Genomic DNA, 23,956 nt, shown 5'->3' with positions numbered 1-23,956 from the left:
AGCAAACACCAATGGCTGATTTCGATCTCGACCTGTTCGTGATCGGTGGCGGATCCGGCGGCGTGCGCGCCGCGCGGATCGCCGCCGACTACGGCGCACGGGTGATGGTGGCCGAGGAATATCGCGTCGGCGGCACCTGCGTGATCCGGGGATGCGTGCCAAAAAAACTTCTGGTCTACGCATCCCACGTGCACCACGAGATCGAGGACGCCGCCGGTTTCGGCTGGTCGATTCCGTCAGCGACGTTCGACTGGGCGACGCTGATTACCAACAAGGACAAGGAAATCGCCCGGCTCGAAGCCGCCTATATCAGCAACGTTGAAAAGTCCGGCGCTCGCATCGTCAAGGCGCGCGCCGTGTTCGAAGACGCCCATACGCTGCGATTGTCGAGCGGGGAGAGCGTTCGTTCGAAATACATCCTGGTCGCTACCGGTGCTGCACCCAATCATGGCACCGCCATTCCAGGCATCGAGCACGTGATCTCCTCGAACGAGGTGTTTTATCTGCCGAAGCAGCCGCGGCGCATCGTGATCCAGGGCGGTGGCTACATCGCACTGGAGTTCGCCGGCATCTTCGCCGGCATGGGCAGCGACGTGACGCTGGTGTATCGCGGCGACAACATTCTGCGCGGTTTTGACGAGGACGTCCGCAAGCATCTGCGCGCGGAAATGGAGAAGGCCGGCATCAACATCCTGACCGGATGCACCGTTAGCAAGGTAGACCGGCATGGCGACGAGTACACCTCGCATCTGTCGAACGGCTCCAGCGTCACGTCAGACCAGGTGATGTTTGCGATCGGCCGCCATCCCAACGTTGCCAATCTCGGTCTGGAGAAGGCCGGGGTCGCCATCAATCCGAAAAACGGCGGCATCACGGTCGATGGCTATTCGCAGACCTCCGTGCCCCATATCTATGCGGTTGGCGACGTCACGAATCGCGTGAATTTGACACCCGTCGCCATCCGGGAAGGTCATGCGTTCGCGGACACCATATTCGGCAACCGGCCGACCCGCGTCGACCACGCTGACATCCCGACCGCGGTGTTCTCGCAGCCCGAGGTCGGCACCGTGGGGCTGACCGAGGCCGAGGCGCGGGCGCGTCACAGCCATGTCGATGTCTACAAGGCCGAATTCCGGCCGATGAAGGCGACATTGTCCGGCCGCGACACCCGCATCCTGATGAAGCTGATCGTCGACGGGATCAGCGATCGCGTGCTCGGCTGTCACATCGTTGGCCCGGAAGCCGGCGAAATCATCCAGGTGGTCGGCGTTGCGGTCAAGCTGAAGGCGACCAAGGCGGACTTCGATGCGACCATCGCGGTCCACCCGACGGCCGCCGAAGAGCTCGTCACCATGCGCAAGCCGTTTGCCCGCTACGTGCGCGAAGCGGCGGAATAACGCGGGAGAGCCTCGCTGCTGATCTGGCCTGTGGCCTGGCTTGTCAGAAGCCAGTCCGCCGCGTTTTTCCAAAGCGTGTCGCGATGCTCCGGCCGGAAGAAGCCGAAATGGCCGATCGACGTGGCGCCGGTGTCCGCAGGCTTGATGGTGACGATATCCGGCGATGTCGCCTTGAAGGCGGAGCACAGCAGATCAACTGCAGGCCGCGTTGCCCAGGGGTCGTCGTCGATGCACAAAGCCCGCAGCGGTCTGCGGTAATTCGCATAGTTCGCCAGCGCTGCCGCGAGCGAGGCATCGTCGAAGTAATAGCGTTCGCTTTTCACCCATCGGGCCCACTGCAGAAAAACACCCTTGGGCATATCTTCGCCCAGGCCGATCTTGCCGGGAACGTAGCCCATGATGTTTGCGATGGGTTTCCCAATGATGTTCATCAGCGCGAAGACGCGATAGCTTTCCGGTGGCGTGAAGAATTTCCAATATGCGGCTTGCGAGGCCACCAGAAGCGCGCGTGCGATCTGGTCGTTGTTGTGCAGCAGCCCCAGCGCCTGGCCACCGAAGGAATGGCCCACATAGTTCAGCGGCAGGGTCTTGTAGCGCGCCCGCATCCAGCTGACCGCGCTGGTCGCATCCTTCTCGGCCCAGTCCGCCATCCTGGCGTTGAAGCCGGCGAGTGACTTCGGCCGCGAGCCGCCGATGCCGCGGTAGTCGTAGGTCAACACCACGCAGCCACGCGACGCGAGGTAGCTCGCGAGACCCTTGTAGACCTTCCGCGGAACGGCCGCGGCCGAGCTGATCAGCACTGCGTGGAGTTTTGGTCCGCGCGGCATGTAGATCGTGGCGGCCAGTAAAAATCCGTCTTCCGCCGGCAATTGAAAATCGTCGATGAAAACATCGTCCAGGACAGCGTCAGCCACAGTAAACCCCCGTCGTCCCCACGGCTAAATTAGCGTCAATTTGGCTTTCCCTGCAAGGCATTGACTTACCACGCCGAATTGCAACTAGCGGTTCGGGACCAGCCTGTGTATAACCGCCGCCACGCGGCCCGATATGTCCTTAAATTGCTTTGCGGGCTGGTGTTTTTCAGGAGCTGACCATGTCCGAGCGGTGGACACCCGAGAGCTGGCGCAGCAAGCCTGTCGTGCAGGTGCCGGAGTATCCGGACCCCAAGGCCCTGGCCGAGGTCGAGGCGCAGCTTGCAACGTTTCCACCACTGGTTTTCGCGGGCGAGGCTCGCAACCTGAAGAAGGCGCTAGCTCGGGTTGCCGCCGGTGAGGCATTTCTGCTGCAGGGCGGCGACTGCGCCGAGAGTTTCGCCGAGCATGGCGCCAACAACATCCGCGATTTCTTCCGGGTGCTGCTGCAGATGGCGGTGGTGCTGACCTACGCCGGCGCGCTGCCGGTGGTGAAGGTCGGCCGCATCGCCGGCCAGTTCGCCAAGCCGCGCTCGTCGCCGACCGAGAAGATCAATGGCGTCGAGCTGCCGAGCTATCGCGGCGACATCGTCAATGACATCGCGTTCACGCCGGAAGCCCGCATGCCCGATCCGCAGCGGCAGATGATGGCGTATCGCCAGTCGGCGGCAACACTGAACCTGCTGCGCGCGTTCGCGACCGGCGGCTTCGCCAATCTCGGCAGCGTGCACCAGTGGATGCTCGGTTTCCTCAAGGACTCACCGCAGTCCCGCCGTTACAAGGAACTGGCGGATCGCATTTCGGAGGCGCTGAATTTCATGCGCGCCTGCGGTCTTGACCTCGAAAGCCATCCGGAGTTGCGCGCGACGGACTTCTACACCAGCCATGAGGCGTTGCTGCTGGGATACGAGCAGGCGTTTACGCGCGTCGATTCCATGACCGGCGATTGGTACGCCACGTCTGGACATATGATCTGGATCGGCGACCGCACGCGGCAGCTCGACCATGGTCACATCGAATACTTCCGCGGCATCAAGAATCCGATCGGTTTGAAATGCGGCCCATCGCTGAAGCCGGAGGAGCTGCTGAAGCTGATCGACGTTCTCAATCCGGACAACGAGCCGGGACGGTTGACGCTGATCAACCGTTTCGGTGCCGAAAAGATCGGTGATCATTTGCCGGGCCTGATCCGCGCCGTGCAGCGCGAGGGCCGTTCCGTGGTCTGGTCGTGCGATCCGATGCACGGCAACACCATCACCGCCACCAGCGGCTACAAGACCCGGCCCTTCGATCGCATCCTGTCGGAAGTGAAGTCGTTCTTCACCATCCACGCTGCGGAAGGCACCCACGCCGGCGGTGTGCATCTGGAGATGACGGGGCAGGACGTGACCGAATGCATCGGCGGCGCGCGCGCCATCACCGATGAGGACCTCAACGACCGTTATCACACGGTCTGCGATCCGCGCCTTAACGCCGAGCAGTCGATCGACATGGCTTTCCTGATCGCCGAATTGCTCAAGCAGTCCCGCGCCGGCAAGGTCAGGCCGATGCCGGTCGCATCGGGAATGTGAGGCGGAGTTTTAGGTTGCTGCGATTCTGGCGGGCCAGCATCAACACCTGGAATGGGCTGACATTCGCGACCCGGTCCGAACAGGCCATCCGCGAGGAGTTGGTGGCGCTGGTGATCGCGCTGCCGCTGGCCTGGTTCGTCGGCACCACGGCGGTTCGCCGCGTCGAGCTCATTGCGGTGGTGCTGCTGCTGCTGACCGTCGAATTGCTCAACACAGCCATCGAAAAGCTTGCCGATCGGCTGACCACTGAGCACGATCCCCAGATCGGGCGGGTCAAGGATATGGGGTCGGCGGCAGTCGGGGTGGCGTTGGTGATCGCGGGGCTGGTCTGGCTGGTCGCCATCGCGGAGCGCATAGGCCTCCTGTGAGCGTGTGCAATTGCGAAAAGCCGACCCGAAAGGCTACATGACGGTCATGACCGAATCCGCGAAGCTGACCATCACGCTTGCCCAGCTCAACCCGATCGTGGGCGATGTCACCGGCAATGCCGCCAAGGCCCGCGAGGCGAGGGCCCGGGCGAAGGCTGATGGCGCCGACCTGATCGTCTTTTCCGAGCTGTTCGTCGCCGGCTATCCCCCGGAGGACCTGGTGCTCAAGCCGGCTTTCCAGGCGGCTTGCCGTGCGGCGGTCGAGGAATTGGCCCGGGAGACCGCCGACGGCGGACCGGCGGTGCTGATCGGCTCGCCATGGGTCGAGGACGGCAAGCTCTACAACGCCTGCGCGCTGCTGGACGAGGGCCGGATCGCGGCGCTGCGCTTCAAGGCCAACCTGCCGAACTACGGTGTTTTCGATGAAAAGCGGGTGTTTGCGCGCGGGCCCGCCGCCGGCCCGGTGACGATCCGGGGCGTGCGGATCGGGGTACCGATCTGCGAAGACACCTGGATGGAGGAATCCCCGGAGTACGAGAACGTCGTCGAGTGTCTCGCCGAGACCGGCGCGGAAATCCTTATCGTGCCGAATGGTTCGCCCTATGCCCGCGGCAAGACCGACATTCGGCTCTCCATGGCGGTCGCGCGTGTCACCGAAAGCGACCTGCCGCTGATCTATGTCAACCAGGTGGGTGGCCAGGATGAACTGGTGTTCGACGGCGCGTCATTCGTGCTGCATGGCGACCGCACCCTGGCGGCGCAGCTTCCGTCGTTCGAAGAAAACCTGACCACGCTGAGCTGGCGCAAAACCAGCGACGGCTGGCGCTGCGAGGGCCCGATCGCGCCGCCGATCGGCGACGATGAAGGCGATTATGCCGCCTGCGTGCTGGGGCTGCGCGACTACGTCAACAAGACCGGTTTCCCGGGCATCCTGCTCGGCGTGTCCGGTGGCATCGATTCTGCCTTGTGTGCCGCGATCGCGGTCGATGCCTTGGGAGCCGATCGGGTGCGCGGCATCATGCTGCCGTTCCGCTTCACGGCGCAGGTGTCGCTTGACGATGCCGCAAAACTCGCGACTGCGCTCGGCTTCAGTTACGAGATCCTGCCGATCGCCGCGGCCGTCAACGGTTTCGAGGACATTCTCTCCGTTCCGTTCAAGGGGCTTGCCCGCGATATCACCGAGGAGAACCTGCAGGCGCGCACCCGTGGCACGCTGCTGATGGCGATTTCGAACAAGTCGGGCGCGATGGTGGTGACCACCGGCAACAAGTCCGAAATGTCGGTCGGTTACGCCACGCTGTATGGCGACATGAACGGCGGCTTCAATCCGATCAAGGATCTTTACAAGACCCAGGTGTTCCGGCTGTCGAGCCTGCGCAACAGCTGGAAACCGCACGGTGCGTTTGGTCCCTCGGGCGAGGTGATCCCGACCAACATCATCGCGCGTCCGCCGACGGCAGAGTTGCGTGAGAACCAGCTCGATCAGGATTCGCTGCCGCCTTATGATGTCCTCGACGGCATCCTGGAGCGGCTGGTTGAGCGCGAGGAGCCGCTGGCATCGATCGTGGCCGCGGGATTCGATCGCGAAACGGTCGCGCGGGTCGACCGTCTGCTGAATATCGCGGAATACAAGCGCCGCCAGGCCGCGCCGGGTGTGAAGGTCACGCGCAAGAATTTCGGCCGCGACCGCCGCTATCCGATCACCAACAAGTTTCGTGATTCCGGCAAACCGCTGCCGGCACCGGACGAAACGCTGGTGACGCGTGCCAGCCGGGGCTCGGTCAGCTACGACGAGTGATCTTGCTGATTTGATTGGTCCGGCTTCCCGATGGGGAAGCCGGAAACCCGCTGGACGATTTACTTACCGAGCCGGGATGAATGTCGGGCCGACCGAACGGATCGGCTTGTCGCCGGTTGCGCCGGTGCTGGCGGGCGGCGTTTGATCCGTCGATGCGGCTGCTGGCGGTGCGGCAGGCGCGGTCGTGCTGGCTCCGCCCTTTTTCTGGGCCGAGGTTCTTGTTGCTGGCGGTTGCGACATCTGCTTCGCCCGGTCTTCGGTGACGATGATGTCGCCCTGCTGCACAGCCGCCGCCTTGTCGTCGATGTTCTTGAGCGCGTCAGACCAGGTCTGGCCGGCGGCCTTGCAACTGCAGGTCGGGCTGAACTCCTGGCGATATTTGAAGGCGTTTGGTGACGACGAGTAAGGCTGGCCGCTGATCGAGACCGCCTGGTTGATGTCCTCGCCGGGATTACGATAAGTGAACAGGTTGGCATCCGCGGCGGGGCACAGGCTCTTACAGGTGCGTTCGTCATCGCCGAAGCGGCCCGGCACGGTGGCGAACGAAATCGGGAAGTAGTAGCCGTCGCAGCTGCGCACGCAGACGGTGCGATAGGTTCCCGACGGTGCGCCGACGTCCGGCATGGCGCCGGGGGGAGGCGGGGCATTATTGCCGCCGAAGAGGTTATCGAAGAAGCCGCCGGGCTGCGCGGCGCGGGCCGCGGCGGCGTATTGCGGTCCGCAATTGTTTTGCGCCAGCGCCAGCAGCACCGAGCGGCGCTGCATGTCGCGATCGGAGCTTCCGCCGCCGCGCAGCTGCTGCAGGCTGTTGGTGATCTGATCCAGGTTGGCGCGCATCTGCTGGATCTGGTTGTTCACCGGACCGCATTGCGCCGATTGCCCGTTGAACAGCGAGAAGAATCCAGTGCTGTCGCAGCCCATGCGCTTGGCCTGCATGGTGACGCGATCGAGTTCCCCCTGCTGCCGGTTCATCGACTCTTCGTAGCGGCGAATCTGGTCGGCTTTTGCCGGGTCCGCGCCACCGCGGTCGATGATGGCAAGCTGTCCTTCGAGCCGCTGGCACATCGGATTGGCAGCCTGCTGCGGCATGCCCGGCTGCCCTGGCGGCGGATATCCTTGGGCCATCACGGCGGCGTTCCACACCGGTGCGCTGGTGAGCGCGGCGCAGACCAAAAGCCGTCGGGCAAAAGCCCCTGGGGAAAGCGAAAAGATCAGCAAATCAGGATGTTCCGGCTTAATGGAAAATAGGCCGCCCGCGGCTTCACATACTCGCTTCTCGGGGCAACGTCACGTCGTTTCCACGGCACCGACGTGGCGGGAAACACGAGCCCTTGATTTACCGCTGACAGGTAATAGCGACGTATTCGCTGCAGCCGGAATGGCTGCAGGTTTCCGCCGACGCCGGCACGGCACTGGTGACCTCGGCCGGGTCGATCCGGTGGTAGGTCGAGGCCTGTGCAAAATCCCGTGATTGGCAATAGGCGCGGGCGGCATAGGAGCCGCACTGATCGCCATTGGCCAGGCACTGGTCGATGCCATAGCCGTCCGGCTGGTTGGCGACCACGAACGTCCGGCTGTCCGCAAACGCCACGGTGGCGGAGCAGATCAGCAGGCAGGCTTGCAGCGCGGAAAGAGCTCGCATCAATCACCAGACCAAAAGAGGGCAGGTCCATCAGCGATAAACCCGTCGTCTTAAAAATGATTAACCAAGGCAAAAACGTGGCCGGGGCGGGAAAACCGCCCGGAGCACACAAACGCGCGGCAGACCGTGTCTTGGAAGCCTCATCCCGGGAGTGAAATGGTGATTTATAGCGCGCCAAAGCGGTGGCCGTCCCTTGACGCAGGCGCCCCCGCTGCCGCATGGTGCCGCCCATGAACGGCCTTTTCTCTATTTTCGGCATTTGCCGCGAGATTATTAGCTAGCGATTCGCTGGCTGAGGTCGTCTTTTCTCACAAGAGATCGATAGACGCCTGGCCAGCCGGTCCGATGACGGCTGCAAACTTGCTGGGTGGGAACCTATGGAGCTGAAGCTCTACGATACGCTGACCAAGGACAAGCGGGCCTTCGTGCCGCTCGATCGCAACAACGTGCGCATGTATGTCTGCGGACCGACGGTCTACGACTTCGCGCACATCGGCAACGCGCGGCCCGTCATTGTGTTCGACGTGCTGTTTCGGCTGCTGCGGCATCATTATGGCGCCGACCACGTCAGCTACGTCCGCAACATCACCGACGTCGACGACAAGATCAATGACCGCGCCGCGCGGGATTTTCCGGGCCTGCCGCTCAACGATGCCATCCGCAAGGTCACCGAACAGACCGAGCGTCAGTTCCACGAAGACGTTGATGCGTTGGGCGCGCTGCGGCCGACGGTCGAGCCGCGGGCGACCGAACACATCTTGGAGATGCGTGCGATCATCGAGAAGCTGATTGCCAACGGCAATGCTTATGTCGCGCAGGACCATGTGCTGTTCGCGGTCGCCACCATGCCGGCCTACGGCCAGCTGGCGCGGCGCTCCCTGGACGAGATGATGGCCGGCGCCCGTGTCGATGTCGCGTCCTACAAACGTGACGAGATGGATTTCGTGCTCTGGAAGCCGGCGAAGCCGGGCGAGCCGTCATGGCCGTCACCGGGTGGCATCACGGTCGAAGGGCGCCCTGGTTGGCATATCGAATGCTCGGCAATGGCGTGGAAACATCTGGGACAACAGTTCGATATTCACGGTGGCGGCATCGATCTGGTGTTCCCGCATCACGAGAACGAACTGGCCCAGTCCTGCTGCGCCTTCCACGAGGAGCGCATGGCCAATGTCTGGATGCACAATGGCTTCCTGCAGGTCGAAGGCGAGAAGATGTCGAAGTCGCTCGGCAACTTCGTCACCATTCGCGAACTGCTGGCGGATTGGCCCGGCGAGGTGCTGCGTCTCAACATGCTGAAGACGCATTATCGCTCGCCCATCGACTGGACCATCAAGGGACTGGAAGAGAGCGCGAAGACCCTGGATGACTGGTATGTCGCTGCCGGAGACGCGAAAGGCGAACGTGTCGCGACGGGCGTGCTCGAGGCGCTGGCTGACGATCTCAATACGCCGCAGATGATTGCGGCCCTGCACGGACTGCGTTCATCTGCCGTGGCGGGGGATGAACGCGCGCGCGATGAGTTCGCTGCGTCGCTGAAGCTGGTCGGTCTGTTGGCCGAGACGCGTGCAGCATGGGCATCCCGCAAACAACAGGATGCCGGCATCGATGCGGCGAAGGTCGAGAGCTTGATCGCTGATCGCGCCAGTGCGCGCGCTCGCAAGGATTTCAAGGAATCCGATCGAATTCGCGATGAACTCGTCGCCATGGGCGTGGTGCTGAAGGACGGCAAGGGTGCCGACGGCAAGCCGGTCACCACCTGGGAGGTCGCGCGATGACGAAACCCGATACGCCTTTTCCGCGGCACTGGCGCTACTACATCGTGCTCAAATGGGCCGTCATCGCGGTCGCAATCGTGATCGCATTAAAACTGTTCGGAGTCTGGTGACCTATGGGACAAGCGCTACCATCCGTGGGCCTGCGGCCGTATCTTCCGGCGGATGCCATTTTGCTCGCTGCGATCTTCGTCGAAAGCATCGAAGGGCTGACCGGCGACGACTATTCGGAGGCGCAGCAGCAGGCCTGGATGTCGGCCGCCGACGATGAACAGGCGTTTGGCGCGCGGCTGGGCAAGGACCTGACGCTGGTCGCGACCCTGCAATCGTCGCCGGTCGGGTTCGCGTCGTTGAAAGGCGCCGATCACATCGAGATGCTTTACGTTCATCCCAGCGCAGGCGGGCAGGGCGTTGCCACCGCACTCTGCGACGCATTGGAAAAGCTCGCAGCCACGCGCGGCGCGACCAAATTGACGGTCGATGCCAGCGATAACGCTCACGACTTCTTCCGTAAGCGTGGTTATGTCGATCAGCAGCGTAGCACGTTTTCGGTGGGCGACGAGTGGCTGGCCAACACGCGCATGCAGAAAACCTTGGCCGGTGCACCGCCGAAAGGCCCGCTGCAATGACATCCGCGACACCCAGAGAGCGGCTTTACCTGTTCGACACCACGCTACGTGACGGTGCACAGACCAATGGGGTCGATTTTACCGTACACGACAAGCGACTGATCGCGCAGATGCTGGACGATCTCGGTGTCGATTATGTCGAGGGCGGTTATCCCGGCGCCAACCCGACCGATACAGACTTCTTCGCCGTCAATCCGAAGCTCAATCACGCCACCTTCACGGCGTTCGGCATGACGCGGCGTCCCGGGCGTTCCGCCTCCAACGATCCGGGGCTTGCGACGCTGCTCGATGCCAAAGCCGACGCGATCTGCTTCGTCGCCAAGGCCTCCGATTACCAGGTGAAGGTCGCGCTTGAGACCACCAATGAGGAGAACCTGGCTTCGATCCGCGACAGCGTCGCGGCGGCGAAGACCAGAGGGCGCGAAGTGCTGGTCGATTGCGAGCATTTCTTCGACGGCTTCAAATCGAATCCGGAGTATGCGGTCGCCTGTGCCAAGGCGGCCTATGAGTCCGGTGCGCGCTGGGTGGTGCTGTGTGACACCAATGGCGGCACCATGCCCCATGAAGTCGAGGCAATCGTCGGCGAGGTGGTCAAGCATATCCCCGGGGCCAATCTCGGCATCCATGCCCACAACGACACCGAGCAGGCCGTAGCGAATTCGCTGGCGGCGGTGCGTGCCGGGGTGCGCCAGATCCAGGGTACGCTGAACGGTCTCGGCGAGCGCTGTGGCAATGCCAATCTGTGCTCGCTGATCCCGACACTGAAACTCAAGAAGGAGTTCGCTGAGAGCTTCGACATCAATATCTCGCAGGACAAGCTCGCCACGCTGGTTCAAGTGTCGCGTGCCCTCGACAACATGCTCAACCGTCCGTCAGACAGGCATGCGCCCTATGTCGGCGAGAGCGCGTTTGTCACCAAGGCCGGGATCCACGCCTCCGCCATCCTCAAGGAGCCGGAAACCTACGAGCATGTTGCCCCGGAAGCCGTCGGCAATCACCGTAAGGTGCTGGTGTCCGACCAAGCCGGCCGCTCCAACGTGCTGGCTGAACTCGAACGCTCCCATGTTCCGTTCGACAAGAACGATCCGAAGCTCGGTCGTTTGGTGGAGGAGATGAAGGAACGCGAGGCGGCGGGCTATTCCTACGAATCCGCCAATGCGTCATTCGATCTGCTGGCCCGGCGCACACTCGGCCGCGTGCCGGATTACTTCCGGGTCGAACAGTTCGATGTCAATGTTGAGCAGCGCTACAATGCTTTGGGTCAACAGGTGACGGCCGCGCTCGCCGTGGTCAAGGTCAACGTGGCGGGCGAGACCCTGATCTCCGCGGGCGAGGGCAATGGCCCGGTCAACGCACTCGACGTCGCGTTGCGCAAGGACCTCGGCAAATATCAGAAGTACATCGAAGGCCTGAAGCTGGTCGATTACCGTGTCCGTATCCTCAATGGGGGAACCGAGGCGGTCACCCGCGTGCTGATCGAGAGCGAGGATGAAAACGGCGAGCGCTGGACCACGGTGGGCGTCTCGCCCAACATCATCGATGCCTCATTCCAGGCCTTGATGGATTCCGTGGTGTACAAGCTGGTGAAGTCCGACGCGCCGGCGCAGTAGCGCCGGATCGCGTTACATCTTCTCGATGACGTCTTTGCCGTTGGTCGCCGGCACGGCGGTCGGTGCCGCATTGGCGGCCTCCTGCAGCTTCGGCAGGATGTCCTCGACCGTGTTGGCGGTCAGCAGGCGCACGGTGAGACCCGGCCGGATGAACTCGGTCGACCGCATGTGGTCGATCAAGCCGAGCAGGGGCTCCCAGAAGCCGTCGATGTTGGCCATCAGGATCGGCTTGTTGTGACGGCCGAGCTGGGCCCAGGTCAGTTGCTCGACCAGCTCTTCGAGCGTACCGATGCCGCCCGGAAAGGCCACGAAGGCGTCCGAACGGTCGAACATCAGCTGCTTGCGCTCATGCATATTGTTGGTGACGATCATCTCCTGGACCCGCTTCAGGGCGTTTTCCTTCGCCCTGAGGAACTCCGGGATGATGCCGGTGACATGACCGCCGTGATCGAGCACGGAGGCGGCAACGGCCCCCATCAGGCCGACGGAGCCTCCGCCGTAAACGAGGCCGATTCCGTTGTCAGCGAGGGCTTTTCCGAAAGCCTGGGCGGCTGCCATGAACTGGGGGTTGGTGCCGGGGCCCGAGCCGCAATAGACGCAGACCGTCCGAATCCTTGAGGAAATCGTATCCATACAGGCGATGTGGCACCCGATCGCGACATCGTCAAGACGAGCCAGGGTGCGATTATGGACCCGGTGCCGTCCGTTTTTGTTTCCGAATGCCTGTCGCGCGGAAAGTTTTTTCTCTTCAAGGGTGTCTGGTGGCGGTAAAACCACTATATCGGGACCGAAACGCTCTGATTTAAGAAGGCTTGCGGCCGCAACCGGCCGCTCCAGGCTGGTTGATGACCGAAACTTCCTCTTTGCCACCGCAGGTTCCGCAGGAGTCGCCAACGGCTGCGGCCGAGCGCGGTTCGCTGCTCGGGACGCTGGTCCGGCTCTGGCCCTATATCTGGCCCGGCGACCGTGCCGACCTGAAGATGCGCGTGGTCTGGGCCATGGTGCTGCTGCTGATCGCCAAACTGGCGACGCTGGCGGTGCCGTTCACTTTCAAATGGGCCATCGACGCCCTGACCGGGACCAACACTTCACCGATCCCGTCGGCGGACTGGACCACCTGGCTGATCGCCTCGCCGCTGATCCTGACCGTGAGCTACGGCTTCATGCGCGTGGTCATGGCGGTGCTGACGCAGTGGCGGGACGGTATCTTCGCCCAGGTGGCAATGCACGCGGTGCGGCGTCTGGCCTATCTCACCTTCGTCCACATGCACGAACTGTCGCTGCGCTTCCATCTCGAGCGCAAGACCGGCGGCTTGACCCGCGTTCTCGAGCGTGGCCGCACCGGCATCGAAACCATCGTGCGCATGGTGATCCTGCAACTGGTGCCGACCGTCATCGAGGTCGTGCTGTTGATGGGCGTGCTGCTGTGGCAGTTCGACTGGCGCTACGTGCTGGCGACGCTCTTAACCGTCGTGCTCTATATGTACTTCACCTATGTCGCGACCGAGTGGCGGATCGAAATCCGCCGCAAGATGAACGATTCCGACACCGAGGCGAACACCAAGGCCATCGACTCGCTGCTCAACTATGAGACGGTGAAGTACTTCAGCGCGGAGGAACGTGAAGCCCAGCGCTATGATCGCTCGATGGCGCGTTACGAAAACGCCAGCGTCAAGACCTACACCTCGCTGGCGTGGCTGAACGTCGGCCAGGCGGTGATCTTCACCTGCGGCCTGACCGCGACCATGCTGATGTGCGTGATCGACATTCGCAAGGGTGTCAACACCGTTGGTGATTTCGTGCTGGTCAACTCCATGATGATCCAGCTCTACCAGCCGCTGAACTTCATGGGCATGGTCTATCGTGAAATCAAACAGGCCGTCATCGACATCGAGAAGATGTTCGACGTGCTTGCCAAAAATCCCGAGGTAAAGGACCTTCCCGGCGCACAGCCGCTGCGGATAGCGCAGGGTGCGGTGCGCTTCGAGAACGTGTTCTTTTCCTACGATCCGGATCGCCCGATCCTGAAAGGCCTGAGCTTTGACGTTCCGGCTGGCCATACGGTGGCCATCGTCGGACCGTCCGGCGCCGGGAAGTCGACGATTTCGCGACTGCTGTTCCGGCTCTATGATGTCAGCGGCGGCCGCATCCTGATCGATGGCCAGGACATCCGCGCCGTGACCCAGGCGTCGCTGCGGGAGTCGATCGGCATGGTGCCGCAGGACACCGTGCTGTTCAATGACACCATCCGCTACAACATCCGCTACGGCCGCTGGGGCGCCACCGACGCCGAGGTCGAAGAGGCGGCCGGCCTTGCGCAGATCGACGGCTTCATTCGCATGTCGCCCAAGGGCTATGAGACCGAGGTCGGCGAGCGCGGCTTGAAGCTGTCCGGCGGCGAGAAGCAGCGTGTCGCGATTGCGCGCACGGTCCTGAAGGCGCCGCCGATCCTGCTGCTGGACGAGGCGACCTCGGCGCTCGACAGCCACACCGAGCGGGAAATCCAGGATTCGCTGGAACGGGTATCGCGCAACCGGACGTCGCTGGTGATTGCGCACCGGCTGTCGACCATCGTCGGGGCGGACGAGATTATCGTCCTCGATCAGGGGCAGATCACCGAACGTGGGCGGCACGCGCAACTTTTGGCCGCAAACGGGCTTTACGCCAGCATGTGGAACAGGCAACGTGAGGCGGAAGAGGCGCGTGAGAAGCTGGCGCAGACCGGCGAAATCGATCCGCCGACGCATGCCGCGCCGCACCTCGACGATCCGCTCGCCACTCCGGACGCTGCCGAGTAGCTGGCGTCCACTCCCATTGCCCCTTTCAGGTTGAACAGATGTCCATTGCCAATTCGATTCGCGCGCAAATTCCTCCGATCCACCCGGAAGGTTATCCGTTCATCGGCGGCTTCGCGCTTGCGAGCCTGGTGTTGTTCTATATCTGGTCTCCGCTCGGCTGGATCGGCGCCGGGCTGACGGTGTGGTGCGCGCTGTTCTTCCGTGATCCGGTGCGGGTGACCCCGGTGCGGGAGGGCATCGTTGTCGCACCGGCCGATGGCCGGGTGTCGATGGTCACCCAGGTGGTCCCGCCGGCCGAACTCGGGCTCGGTGACAAGCCGCTGCCGCGCATCTCGATCTTCATGAGTGTCTTCAACTGCCATGTGAACCGCAGTCCGGTCGCGGGCCGGATCGAACGCATCGCTTATCGGCCCGGCAAGTTCATCAACGCCGAACTCGACAAGGCCAGCGAGGACAATGAGCGCAATTCGCTGGTGATCTCGACACCGGCGGGGCAGATCGGCGTCATCCAGATCGCGGGACTGGTGGCGCGGCGTATCGTCTCGTTCGTGCGCGAAGGTCAGACGATTGGTGCCGGCGAGCGTTTTGGCTTGATCCGGTTCGGTTCGCGGCTGGACGTGTTCCTGCCCGAGGGCTCGAAGTCGCTGGTCTCCGAGGGGCAGACGGCAATCGCCGGGGAAACCGTGCTGGCCGACTTCCGGCTCGGCGACGGTGGCCGCACCTACCGGGTCGACTAATCCCAATTAACTAATCCCGGGTCTCGCTTAGGCCCTTGCTTTGCCATCATGGCGGAGGAGGGGTCCGCCTGTTATATAGGGTGGATGTCGATGCCTTATGAACCCAAGCCTGACGAGTTGAAGCGCCGCCGGTTTCGTCCGATCCCGCTGCGGATGCTGGTGCCGAACGTCATCACGCTGCTGGCGATCTGCGCCGGACTGACCGCCATTCGGCTGTCGACCGAAGGACGGCTGGAGCTTGCGCTGGCGGCGATCGTGTTTGCGGCGGTTCTGGACGGCATCGACGGCCGCGTGGCCCGCGCCATCAAGGGGCAGTCCCGGTTCGGCGCCGAGCTCGACAGCCTGGCCGATTTCGTCAATTTCGGCGTGACGCCGGGCCTGATCCTGTACTTCTGGCAACTGCACGAACTCAACAATGTCGGCTGGATCGCGGCGATGATCTTTGCGATCAGCGGCGGATTGCGGCTGGCGCGTTTCAATGCGTCGATCGACGATCCGAACCGGCCGGCGTTTGCGGCCGGCTTCTTCACCGGCGTGCCGGCGCCCGCGGGCGCGCTTCTGGTGTTGCTGCCGATCTATCTGTCGTTTCTCGACCTGCCGAAACTGCCGACCATGCTGGTTGCGCTCTACACGCTGCTGATCGCGTTTCTGATGGTGTCGCGGTTGCCGGTGTTCTCCGGCAAGACCATGAGCACCCGGGTGCCGCCGGAAATGGTGCTGCCGGTCTTCGTGGTGGTGATCCTCTTTATCGCGTTGCTGATCGGGTATCCGTGGCATCTGCTCTCGGCCGGCGCCATCATCTATCTGGTGACCTTGCCGGCCGGCTTCATGTCGTATCGCCGGCACGAGCGGGCGGCTGCTGCTGCCGCGGCTCCCGCGGAGACGCCTGCGTCAAGTTTGTCCGAGCAGCCGGCGGTATTTGATTCGCCGCCGACATCACCGCAGTCGGACGACCGTCCGCCGCGCCTGAATTAGTGCATTTTTTTTCGCGGTGGACGCCTGGTTCGCGCCGGCAGAATCTCGCCGCTGGTGATCCCGGGAATATGGTTAGCAGATCGTTTCCAGCGCGCTGAAGCCTGCAGGCGCGGCTATCACATCTTTCAGCATCGCCTTGATGTCACCAAGGGTGCGAATGGCAGCTCAAGTCCTTGCGGCACAACGCAGTGCGTGTTCGCAATGCGCCGGACTTTACCGCTCTTTAATGGCGCTGACCTAGGGTGTCGCTACACGGCCCAGAACGGACGTGTCGCCGTCCAGGATCGACGGTCGTGTGAGTACGCGGACGCGTCGGAGTTTCCCATGGATTTCGCCACCGGTATCGGCCTTCTCGTAGGCACGGGCGTCATCGCTTTGATGATGCTTCTCGGTGGCGATCTGCACATGTTCGTCAGCGACCATGCCGCGATCATCATTCTCGGCGGTTCGTTTGCCGCGACCCTGATCCGCTTTCCACTGAGTTCGATGTTGCACGGGCTTCCGCTCGGCGCCAAATTCGCTTTCACCATGCGCCGGACCACCGCGCGCGAACTGGTCGATCAACTGGCGAGCCTCGCCGAGATCGCCCGCAAGCAGGGGCCTGTGGGCCTCGAGAAGGTCGAAATCGACGACCCGTTCCTCGCCAAGGGAATCCGTTACGTGGCGGACGGCTACGATGTCGATTTTATCCGCGACAATCTCGAGCGCGACCGCGACAATTTTCTGAGCCATCTGGACGAGGGCCAGAAGATTTATCGCGCCATCGGTGATTGCGCTCCGGCCTTCGGCATGGTCGGCACGATCATCGGCATGGTGCAGATGTTCGCCAACATGACCGACCCCTCGAAGCTCGGGCCGTTCATGGCCACCGCGCTGCTCGCCACGCTCTACGGCGCCGTGCTGGCCAATATCTTCTGTCTGCCAATTGCCGACAAACTGCACCTCAAGCTGCACGACGAAGACACCAATCGCACTCTGATCATCGACGGCATCCTGATGATCCGCGATTCCAAGAGCGCAGCACTGGTCCGCGAAATGCTGCTGGCCTATCTGCCTGAAAAGCATCGCCACGACGCCGATGAACCCGTTCCGGCTTAACGGTCGCGGGCTCGGGGGCGACTGCGATGGCGCGGAAAAGAAAAGGTGACTCACATGCTGGCGGCCACGGCTGGTATGTCACGTTCGCCGACCTGATGGGTCTGTTGATGAGCTTCTTCGTGATGCTCGTCGCGTTCTCGACCCAGGACTCGCAGAAACTCAAGATCGTGGCGGGTTCGATGCGCGATGCCTTCGGCGTGCAGAACGAGGCGCGCTATTCCGGTGTGATCGAAAGCGATGGCCTGCCAACCCGCGCCAAACTGAAGAACGTCGCGCATGTTCCGCCGGAAGAGGCCTCCAACAGGCCGACGCCGGATCAGGACGAGAACAGCCGCATCGCCGGCGCCCGCATGACGAGCGATCGCGAGTTCGCGCTGGCCGCGGCCTCGCTGCGCCAGGCACTGCAGGACATGCCGGAACTGACGGAAATCTCCAAACACATCATGTTCGAGGAGACCAAGCAGGGTCTCAACCTGGAAATCATCGACCAGGAAGGACGTTCGATGTTCGCCGATGGCTCGAAGCAGCCCTACGAGCGCACCCGCAGCCTGCTGCAGAAACTGGCGGCGCCGCTGAAGGCCACGCCGCTGCGCATCTCGATCTCCGGTCACACGGCTGCGGGATTCGTGCCGCCGCGCACCGGATATGACGGCTTCGACCTGTCGGCGGACCGCGCCAATGCGGTGCGGCAGATTCTCGAACGCGAGGGTCTTCCGGCAAACCATATCTTTGCGGTGTCCGGCAAATCGGACACCCAGCCGCTGTTTCCCGACGATCCGTCGCTGGCGGCGAATCGCCGCGTGACCATCACATTGATGCGCGAAGACCCGCCGCTGCCGCCAAATCTCAAGCCCTGAGTGTCGGACTACTATAATACCGGTTCGCGAACTGCCGAATCGAGGGGCAACGGAAAAGTCAACCGTTGCCAATAGCGCCCGTTCTCTGCTCAAAGAGCGCGCCCGCGCAGCGGGATCGAAGCAACGAATGGGGCGTTCGTTCCAATCATGGCTGCCAGCGAGACATCAACCGAAAGCCAGACCGAGGCGCCGGTGACCACCGGATTTTGGGCGCTGACGCTCGGCAGCGTCGGCGTCGTATTCGGCGACATCGGTACGTCGCCGCTGTATGCCTTTCGTGAAGCCGTCGGCGGAGCCGCGCATGGCGGAGAGGTCTCCCGGGCCATCGTGCTGGGGGTGCTCTCGCTGATCCTGTGGGCGCTGCTGGTCGTTGTGACCGGCAAGTATGTGCTGTTGCTGCTGCGGGCCGACAATAACGGCGAAGGGGGCACGCTGTCGCTGATGGCGCTCGGGCAGCGGGCGATGGGACGGCGGAGCTGGCTGCTGCTGGCGCTTGGCGTGGTGGGTGCCGCGATGTTCATCGGCGATTCCATGATCACGCCGGCGATTTCGGTGCTCTCGGCGGTGGAGGGCTTGAAACTCGCTACCCCGGCGCTCGAGCACTATGTCGTCCCGCTCACCGTCGTCATTCTGGTGATTCTGTTTTCGGTGCAAAGCAGCGGCACGGCGCGGGTCGCGAGCGCATTTGGGCCGGTGATGCTTGTGTGGTTTGCCACCATCACGGTCATGGGCCTGGTCCACATCTCCGATGATCCGACCGTGCTGGCTGCGATCAATCCCTTGTACGGCATCGAGTTCCTGCTGACTCACGGCACGATCGGCCTCGTGACGCTGGGGGCGGTGTTTCTGGCCGTCACCGGCGGCGAGGCGCTTTATGCGGATCTCGGGCATTTCGGCCGCAAGCCGATCCAGTCTGCCTGGCTGTTCTTCGTGCTGCCGGCACTGCTGATCAATTATTTCGGCCAGGGCGCGCTGTTGCTGGAGCACCCGGCCGCGATCGAAAACCCGTTCTATCGCATGGTGCCCGAGAAGGCGCTGGTGCCGCTGATCCTGCTGGCGACAGCCGCGACCGTTATCGCGAGCCAGGCCGTGATCACCGGCGCTTATTCGCTGACGCGGCAGGCCGTGCAGCTTGGCCTGCTGCCGCGTTTCGAGGTGCGCTACACCTCCGAGTCCCATGCCGGCCAGATCTATCTGCCACGGGTCAACACGCTGCTGCTGATCGGTGTGCTGTTGCTGGTGCTGATGTTCCGCACCTCCAGCGGGCTTGCATCCGCCTATGGCATTGCGGTGTCCACCACGATGGTGGCCGACGGCATCATGGGCTTCGTGGTGATCTGGAAACTGTGGAACTGGCGTGTGGCCACCGCGGCGGCGCTGGTGGCGCCGCTGGTCATTGTCGACATGACGTTCTTTTCCGCCAACCTGCTCAAGCTGTTCGAAGGCGCCTGGGTGCCGCTGCTGTTCGGCCTGGCCATGGTGGTGATCATCTGGACCTGGCGCCGCGGCGCCGCGATCCTGATCAGCAAGACCCGCCGGATCGAGGTGCCGCTGCGCGACCTGATCGCCAGCCTGGAGAAACGTCCGCCGCATATCGTGCAGGGCACCGCCGTCTTTCTCACCAGCGATCCCGAATATGTGCCGACGGCGCTGCTGCACAACCTCAAGCACAACAAGGTGCTGCATCAGCACAATGTGGTGCTGACCATCGAGACCGCGCATACGCCGCTGGTCGATATTTCGGAACGGGTCCGGCTCGAGAACATCAGCGAGCGCTTCACGCTGGTGGCGCTTCGGTTCGGCTTTATGGAATCGCCGAATGTGCCGAAAGCGCTCGGTGTGGCGCGCAAGCTGGGGTGGCAATTCGACATCATGTCGACGTCGTTCTTCGTCTCGCGGCGGTCGCTGAAACCCGCCGCGCAGTCGGGGATGCCGCGCTGGCAGGATCATCTCTTTATCGCTCTGAGCCGCTCGGCGAACGATGCGACCGACTATTTCCAGATCCCCACCGGCCGGGTGGTTGAAGTCGGGACCCAAGTCACAATCTGAAGTCACGATTTGAAACGAGAGGTCTGGCAACGGCGATTGACTCGCTATGCATTCATGCATACCTAGGCGCTGAAAATCGCCTAACCTATGCGTTGAGGGCGGAACTATAAGCCGCCGCTTGCCAGTGTGCAGCGTAGCAATTTGAGGTCCGTCCTTCATGCAACCCGAGGTCGCAGCGACCGCCGCGGAACCGCCGGCGGCGAATGGCCATGGCGAAAGCCATTCCACCGCCAGTTTCGGGGCGCTGATGCTGGGCAGCATCGGGGTGGTGTATGGCGATATCGGCACCAGCCCGCTCTATGCCTTCAGGGAGGCCGCGACAGCTGCGGCCAGCATGGATGGCGTGACACCCCACGCGGTGATGGGGGTGCTGTCGCTGATCCTCTGGGCGCTGATTGTCGTGGTCACGCTGAAATACGTTCTCATCCTGATGCGGGCCGACAACAACGGCGAGGGCGGAACGCTGGCCCTGATGGCGCTGGCCCAGCGCGCCTTGTCCGGCCGCAGCAGCATCATCGTGCTTCTCGGCATCATCAGCGGTGCGTTGTTCTATGGCGATGCCGTCATCACGCCCGCACTGTCCGTGCTGTCCGCCATCGAAGGCATCAAGATCGCGACCTCCGCCTTCGACCCCTATGTCGTGCCGCTGACCCTGGTGATCCTGTTCGCGTTGTTCGCCGTGCAGTCACGGGGAACCGCCCGGGTTGCCACTTTTTTCGGACCGATCATGGTGGTCTGGTTCGTGGTGATCGCGGTGGCGGCGCTGCCGCATATCGCCAGGCATCCGGAGGTGCTCGGCGCCTTCAATCCGGTCCATGCAGTCACCTTCATGCTGCATCACGGTGTGATCGGGCTGGTGACGCTTGGCGCGGTGTTTCTCGCGGTGACCGGGGGCGAAGCGCTCTATGCCGATCTCGGTCATTTCGGCAAGCGGCCGATCCAGACCGCGTGGCTCTATATTGTGCTGCCGTCGCTGGCGCTGAATTATCTCGGGCAGGGCGCCCTGGTGATCGGCAATCCGAAGGCGCTGGAAAATCCCTTCTATCTGATGTTTCCGGACTGGGCGCTGCTGCCGATGGTGGCGATGGCAACGATGGCCACTGTAATTGCGAGCCAGGCCGTGATCACCGGCGCCTATTCGCTGACCCGCCAGGCGATTCAGCTCGGTCTGTTGCCGCGCTTCGAGATCCGCCACACCTCCGAGAGCCACGCCGGACAGATCTACATTCCACGGGTCAACACGCTGCTGCTGATCAGTGTGGTCCTGCTGGTGGCGCTGTTCCGCTCGTCCAGCGCGCTGGCGTCGGCCTACGGCATCGCGGTGACCGGCACCATGGTGGTGACCGCGTTGATGGGATTTGTCGTGATCTGGAAGGTCTGGCGCTGGTCGATGCTGGCAGCGGCCGCGCTCATCGTACCGTTTCTGCTGCTCGACCTGATCTTCCTCGGCGCCAACCTGCTGAAGGTGTTCGAGGGTGGCTGGGTGCCGTTGGCGCTGGGCGGACTGGTGATGCTGCTGATGTACACATGGCGGCGCGGCAGCCGGCTGCTGTTCGAGAAATCGCGCAAGCTCGAACTGCCGCTGGCTGATCTCGTGGCGATGCTGGAAAAACGGCCACCGCAGCGGGTCTCCGGCACCGCGGTGTTTCTGACCAGCGACCCCAACAGCGCGCCGACCGCGCTGATGCACAGCCTGAAGCACTACAAGGTGCTGCACGAGAAGAACGTCATTCTGACCATCGAAACGGCATCGACGCCGCGCATCGATATTTCCGAGCGGGTGCGGCTGGAAGAAGTCAGCGCGACGTTCACGAGGGTCGCTCTGCGCTTCGGCTTCATGGAATCGCCGAACGTTCCAAAGGCGCTGGCGATCGCCCGCAAGCTCGGCTGGCAGTTCGACATCATGTCGACCTCGTTCTTCCTGTCCCGCCGGGCGCTGAAGCCGGCAGCGCAGTCCGGCATGCCGCGCTGGCAGGATCATCTATTCATCGCACTGAGCCGCTCCGCCAACGACGCCACCGACTACTTCCAGATTCCCACCGGCCGGGTGGTCGAGGTGGGAACTCAAGTGTCGATCTAGTTGCTCGGGCAGCGGGCGGCTTTTGTCTTTAAACCCTTTCCGCCGCTTGATTTTTCGCTCGTAACAAGAGACTTTGGCGGTGCCTGACACCCGATCCGGAACGGTGGAATACCGTTCCCTCGATCGTCATGCCGACAACAGAAATATTTCAAGGAGGCCCGCGTGTCGGACCAAGCCCATCGCGTCCATGATTTGACCGCAACCGACGTTGCGGCCGGTATTGCCGACGGACGTTACCTCTTGATCGATGTGCGCGAACCGAACGAGGTTGCCGCGGAGGCCTATCCGGACGCGGTGGTGTTGCCGCTGTCCTCGTTTGATCCCGCCGACATTCCCGATCCGCAGGGAAAGACCGTGGTGTTCGCCTGTCGCTCTGGCCGCCGCTCGGTGACTGCATCGCTGGCGGCGCAAGCCGATGGCCTGGCTTATGACTCGCATCTGGAAGGCGGCATCCTGGCCTGGAAAGCCGCAGGCCTGCCCACCAAGACGGGCGGCTGAACGGCGCCATGAATCCGGTTTTCGCGGACCTTCCGGTCACGATCTTCGAGGCGATGTCGCAGCTCGCGCGCGACCACAACGCCATCAATCTCGGCCAGGGTTTTCCCGACGACGCGGGACCGGAAGATATCCGCCGCAAAGCGGCGGAAGCCGTGCTCGACGGCTACAATCAATACCCGTCGATGATGGGCATTCCCGAGTTGCGGCAGGCCATCGCCACGCATTACGGCCACTGGCATGGTGTGACGCTCGATCCGATGAGCGAGGTGCTGGTGACCTCGGGCGCAACCGAAGCGGTGGCGGGCGCCATCCTGGGGCTGGTGCAGCGTGGCGACGAAGTCATCGTGTTTCCGCCGGCCTATGACGCCTACATTCCCCTGATCCGCTGCGCCGGTGGCGTGCCAAAGTTCGTGCGGCTGGAGCCGCCGCACTGGCGGATTCCCGAAGAGGCGCTGCGGGCCGCGATCACGCCGAAAACCAAGTTCCTGATTTTCAACAACCCACTCAATCCCTCCGCCGTGGTCTATCCGCGCGAGGACCTGGAGTTGCTGGCACGCATCTGCCAGGAGTTCAACCTGATCGCGATTTGCGACGAGGTCTGGGAGCACGTCATTTTCGACGGGCGCGAGCACATCCCGCTGATCAGTATTCCCGGCATGCGCGATCGCACCGTGAAAATCGGCTCCGCAGGCAAGATCTTTTCGCTGACCGGCTGGAAAATCGGCTTTGTCTGCGCCGCGCCGCCACTGCTGCGCGTGCTGGCGAAATCGCATCAGTTCCTGACCTTCACCACGCCGCCCAATCTGCAGGTCGCGGTGGCCTACGGTCTCGGCAAATCCGATGATTATTTCTTCAGCATGCGCGCGGAGCTGGCGCGCAGCCGCGACCGGCTGAGTGAGGGACTGTCGAGCCTGGGTTTCCCGGTGCTGAAATCGCAGGGAACATACTTCCTCAATGTCGACCTGTCGCCGCTCGGCCTCAACGAGACCGACGAACAGTTCTGCCGGCGATTGGTCGCGGACTACAAGGTCGCCGCCATCCCGGTGTCGGCCTTCTATGAGGACGATCCCGTGACGTCCGTGGCGCGGTTCTGTTTTTCGAAAAAGGATTCCACCATCGACACGGCGCTCGAGCGATTGTCGCGCGCCGTGCGAGGCGGTTGAGGA

General features: G+C 62.9%; 20 protein-coding genes. 16 read left to right on the top strand and 4 right to left on the bottom strand.

From position 1 onward, the window contains the following. The first annotated feature begins 11 nt into the window (after window positions 1-11). Window positions 12-1,397: a glutathione-disulfide reductase gene (gene gor, locus RS897_RS34465; protein ID WP_315833133.1), complete on the top strand. Its 1,386-nt coding sequence runs from the start codon at window positions 12-14 to the stop codon at window positions 1,395-1,397. Here the strand turns inward: gor and RS897_RS34460 are convergent. Next, window positions 1,373-2,311 (bottom strand): alpha/beta hydrolase family protein, encoded by a 939-nt coding sequence (locus RS897_RS34460; protein WP_315833132.1) that lies wholly within the window; start codon window positions 2,309-2,311, stop codon window positions 1,373-1,375. The two genes, gor and RS897_RS34460, sit on opposite strands and share 25 nt — an antisense overlap. Before the next feature lie 179 nt (window positions 2,312-2,490). On the opposite strand from RS897_RS34460, the gene RS897_RS34455 reads away from it, so the two are divergent. The 3 genes from RS897_RS34455 to RS897_RS34445 are packed head-to-tail and all read left to right on the top strand — an operon-like array spanning window position 2,491 to window position 6,045. Next, a complete protein-coding gene (locus RS897_RS34455) occupies window positions 2,491-3,879 on the top strand; it encodes a class II 3-deoxy-7-phosphoheptulonate synthase (RefSeq protein WP_315833131.1) in 1,389 nt (462 codons plus the stop codon). Between the two features lie 14 nt (window positions 3,880-3,893). After that, window positions 3,894-4,247 carry a diacylglycerol kinase gene (locus RS897_RS34450; protein WP_315833130.1) on the top strand — a complete coding sequence of 118 codons (354 nt, stop codon included), beginning with the start codon at window positions 3,894-3,896 and terminating at the stop codon, window positions 4,245-4,247. 46 nt (window positions 4,248-4,293) lie between these two features. Further along, complete coding sequence (locus tag RS897_RS34445; protein WP_315838835.1) at window positions 4,294-6,045, top strand: NAD+ synthase; 1,752 nt, start codon at window positions 4,294-4,296, stop codon at window positions 6,043-6,045. A gap of 63 nt (window positions 6,046-6,108) precedes the next feature. Here the strand turns inward: RS897_RS34445 and RS897_RS34440 are convergent, their stop codons facing one another. Then, the gene (locus RS897_RS34440; RefSeq protein WP_315838834.1) at window positions 6,109-7,170 is read right to left on the bottom strand and encodes a DUF2865 domain-containing protein; all 1,062 of its coding nucleotides are present in this window, start codon (window positions 7,168-7,170) and stop codon (window positions 6,109-6,111) included. 211 nt (window positions 7,171-7,381) lie between these two features. Then, window positions 7,382-7,687, bottom strand: coding sequence for a hypothetical protein (locus RS897_RS34435; protein WP_315833129.1), 306 nt, complete (start codon window positions 7,685-7,687; stop codon window positions 7,382-7,384). Between the two features lie 377 nt (window positions 7,688-8,064). Here RS897_RS34435 and cysS point away from each other — a divergent pair, with 377 nt between their 5' ends. The 3 genes from cysS (at window position 8,065) to cimA (ending at window position 11,698) form a co-directional block, all read left to right on the top strand. Beyond that, window positions 8,065-9,462 (top strand): cysteine--tRNA ligase, encoded by a 1,398-nt coding sequence (gene cysS / locus RS897_RS34430; RefSeq protein WP_315833128.1) that lies wholly within the window; start codon window positions 8,065-8,067, stop codon window positions 9,460-9,462. Between the two features lie 113 nt (window positions 9,463-9,575). Continuing rightward, a complete protein-coding gene (locus RS897_RS34425) occupies window positions 9,576-10,088 on the top strand; it encodes a GNAT family N-acetyltransferase (protein ID WP_315833127.1) in 513 nt (170 codons plus the stop codon). Continuing rightward, a complete protein-coding gene (gene cimA, locus RS897_RS34420; protein ID WP_315833126.1) occupies window positions 10,085-11,698 on the top strand; it encodes a citramalate synthase in 1,614 nt (537 codons plus the stop codon). Before RS897_RS34425 ends, cimA begins: the two co-directional genes overlap by 4 nt. 12 nt (window positions 11,699-11,710) lie before the next feature. Here the strand turns inward: cimA and RS897_RS34415 are convergent, their stop codons facing one another. Next, window positions 11,711-12,331 carry an LOG family protein gene (locus RS897_RS34415; RefSeq protein WP_315833125.1) on the bottom strand — a complete coding sequence of 207 codons (621 nt, stop codon included), beginning with the start codon at window positions 12,329-12,331 and terminating at the stop codon, window positions 11,711-11,713. A 212-nt stretch (window positions 12,332-12,543) separates the two neighbouring features. On the opposite strand from RS897_RS34415, the gene RS897_RS34410 reads away from it, so the two are divergent. The 9 genes from RS897_RS34410 to RS897_RS34370 all read left to right on the top strand — a co-directional run bounded on the left by RS897_RS34410 (window position 12,544) and on the right by RS897_RS34370 (window position 23,953). Further along, the gene (locus RS897_RS34410) at window positions 12,544-14,496 is read left to right on the top strand and encodes an ABCB family ABC transporter ATP-binding protein/permease (protein ID WP_315833124.1); all 1,953 of its coding nucleotides are present in this window, start codon (window positions 12,544-12,546) and stop codon (window positions 14,494-14,496) included. 38 nt (window positions 14,497-14,534) lie between these two features. Continuing rightward, window positions 14,535-15,233 carry a phosphatidylserine decarboxylase gene (locus RS897_RS34405; RefSeq protein ID WP_315833123.1) on the top strand — a complete coding sequence of 233 codons (699 nt, stop codon included), beginning with the start codon at window positions 14,535-14,537 and terminating at the stop codon, window positions 15,231-15,233. A 90-nt stretch (window positions 15,234-15,323) separates the two neighbouring features. Next, a complete protein-coding gene (locus RS897_RS34400; protein WP_315833122.1) occupies window positions 15,324-16,208 on the top strand; it encodes a CDP-alcohol phosphatidyltransferase family protein in 885 nt (294 codons plus the stop codon). Between the two features lie 324 nt (window positions 16,209-16,532). Next, window positions 16,533-17,306, top strand: coding sequence for a motility protein A (locus tag RS897_RS34395; protein ID WP_315833121.1), 774 nt, complete (start codon window positions 16,533-16,535; stop codon window positions 17,304-17,306). A 26-nt stretch (window positions 17,307-17,332) separates the two neighbouring features. Beyond that, entirely contained in the window at window positions 17,333-18,163 is an 831-nt protein-coding gene (locus RS897_RS34390) for a flagellar motor protein MotB (protein ID WP_315833120.1), read from the top strand. A 147-nt stretch (window positions 18,164-18,310) separates the two neighbouring features. Beyond that, the gene (locus tag RS897_RS34385) at window positions 18,311-20,212 is read left to right on the top strand and encodes a potassium transporter Kup (protein ID WP_315833119.1); all 1,902 of its coding nucleotides are present in this window, start codon (window positions 18,311-18,313) and stop codon (window positions 20,210-20,212) included. Window positions 20,213-20,369: 157 nt separating this feature from the next. Then, window positions 20,370-22,292, top strand: a complete 1,923-nt coding sequence (locus RS897_RS34380) for a potassium transporter Kup (protein WP_315833118.1) — start codon at window positions 20,370-20,372, stop codon at window positions 22,290-22,292. 162 nt (window positions 22,293-22,454) lie between these two features. Continuing rightward, window positions 22,455-22,790 carry a rhodanese-like domain-containing protein gene (locus RS897_RS34375; RefSeq protein ID WP_315833117.1) on the top strand — a complete coding sequence of 112 codons (336 nt, stop codon included), beginning with the start codon at window positions 22,455-22,457 and terminating at the stop codon, window positions 22,788-22,790. A gap of 8 nt (window positions 22,791-22,798) precedes the next feature. Continuing rightward, a complete protein-coding gene (locus RS897_RS34370) occupies window positions 22,799-23,953 on the top strand; it encodes an aminotransferase (RefSeq protein ID WP_315833116.1) in 1,155 nt (384 codons plus the stop codon). Window positions 23,954-23,956 lie beyond the last annotated feature (3 nt).

This window comes from Bradyrhizobium prioriisuperbiae (assembly GCF_032397745.1).
Lineage (GTDB): Bacteria > Pseudomonadota > Alphaproteobacteria > Rhizobiales > Xanthobacteraceae > Bradyrhizobium_A > Bradyrhizobium_A prioriisuperbiae.
This window is presented reverse-complemented; position numbering and strand designations above follow the sequence as displayed.

Excerpts from the sequence above, each read along its gene's own strand:
- RS897_RS34385 (WP_315833119.1), top strand. The coding sequence starts at position 18,311 with ATGGCTGCCAGCGAGACATCAACCGAAAGCCAGACCGAGGCGCCGGTG.
- RS897_RS34440 (WP_315838834.1), bottom strand. The coding sequence starts at position 7,170 with ATGGCCCAAGGATATCCGCCGCCAGGGCAGCCGGGCATGCCGCAGCAG.
- RS897_RS34400 (WP_315833122.1), top strand. The coding sequence starts at position 15,324 with ATGCCTTATGAACCCAAGCCTGACGAGTTGAAGCGCCGCCGGTTTCGT.
- RS897_RS34415 (WP_315833125.1), bottom strand. The coding sequence starts at position 12,331 with ATGGATACGATTTCCTCAAGGATTCGGACGGTCTGCGTCTATTGCGGC.
- RS897_RS34445 (WP_315838835.1), top strand. The coding sequence starts at position 4,294 with ATGACCGAATCCGCGAAGCTGACCATCACGCTTGCCCAGCTCAACCCG.
- RS897_RS34390 (WP_315833120.1), top strand. The coding sequence starts at position 17,333 with ATGGCGCGGAAAAGAAAAGGTGACTCACATGCTGGCGGCCACGGCTGG.
- cysS (WP_315833128.1), top strand. The coding sequence starts at position 8,065 with ATGGAGCTGAAGCTCTACGATACGCTGACCAAGGACAAGCGGGCCTTC.
- RS897_RS34380 (WP_315833118.1), top strand. The coding sequence starts at position 20,370 with ATGCAACCCGAGGTCGCAGCGACCGCCGCGGAACCGCCGGCGGCGAAT.
- cimA (WP_315833126.1), top strand. The coding sequence starts at position 10,085 with ATGACATCCGCGACACCCAGAGAGCGGCTTTACCTGTTCGACACCACG.
- RS897_RS34370 (WP_315833116.1), top strand. The coding sequence starts at position 22,799 with ATGAATCCGGTTTTCGCGGACCTTCCGGTCACGATCTTCGAGGCGATG.
- gor (WP_315833133.1), top strand. The coding sequence starts at position 12 with ATGGCTGATTTCGATCTCGACCTGTTCGTGATCGGTGGCGGATCCGGC.
- RS897_RS34410 (WP_315833124.1), top strand. The coding sequence starts at position 12,544 with ATGACCGAAACTTCCTCTTTGCCACCGCAGGTTCCGCAGGAGTCGCCA.
- RS897_RS34455 (WP_315833131.1), top strand. The coding sequence starts at position 2,491 with ATGTCCGAGCGGTGGACACCCGAGAGCTGGCGCAGCAAGCCTGTCGTG.
- RS897_RS34405 (WP_315833123.1), top strand. The coding sequence starts at position 14,535 with ATGTCCATTGCCAATTCGATTCGCGCGCAAATTCCTCCGATCCACCCG.
- RS897_RS34425 (WP_315833127.1), top strand. The coding sequence starts at position 9,576 with ATGGGACAAGCGCTACCATCCGTGGGCCTGCGGCCGTATCTTCCGGCG.
- RS897_RS34435 (WP_315833129.1), bottom strand. The coding sequence starts at position 7,687 with ATGCGAGCTCTTTCCGCGCTGCAAGCCTGCCTGCTGATCTGCTCCGCC.
- RS897_RS34395 (WP_315833121.1), top strand. The coding sequence starts at position 16,533 with ATGGATTTCGCCACCGGTATCGGCCTTCTCGTAGGCACGGGCGTCATC.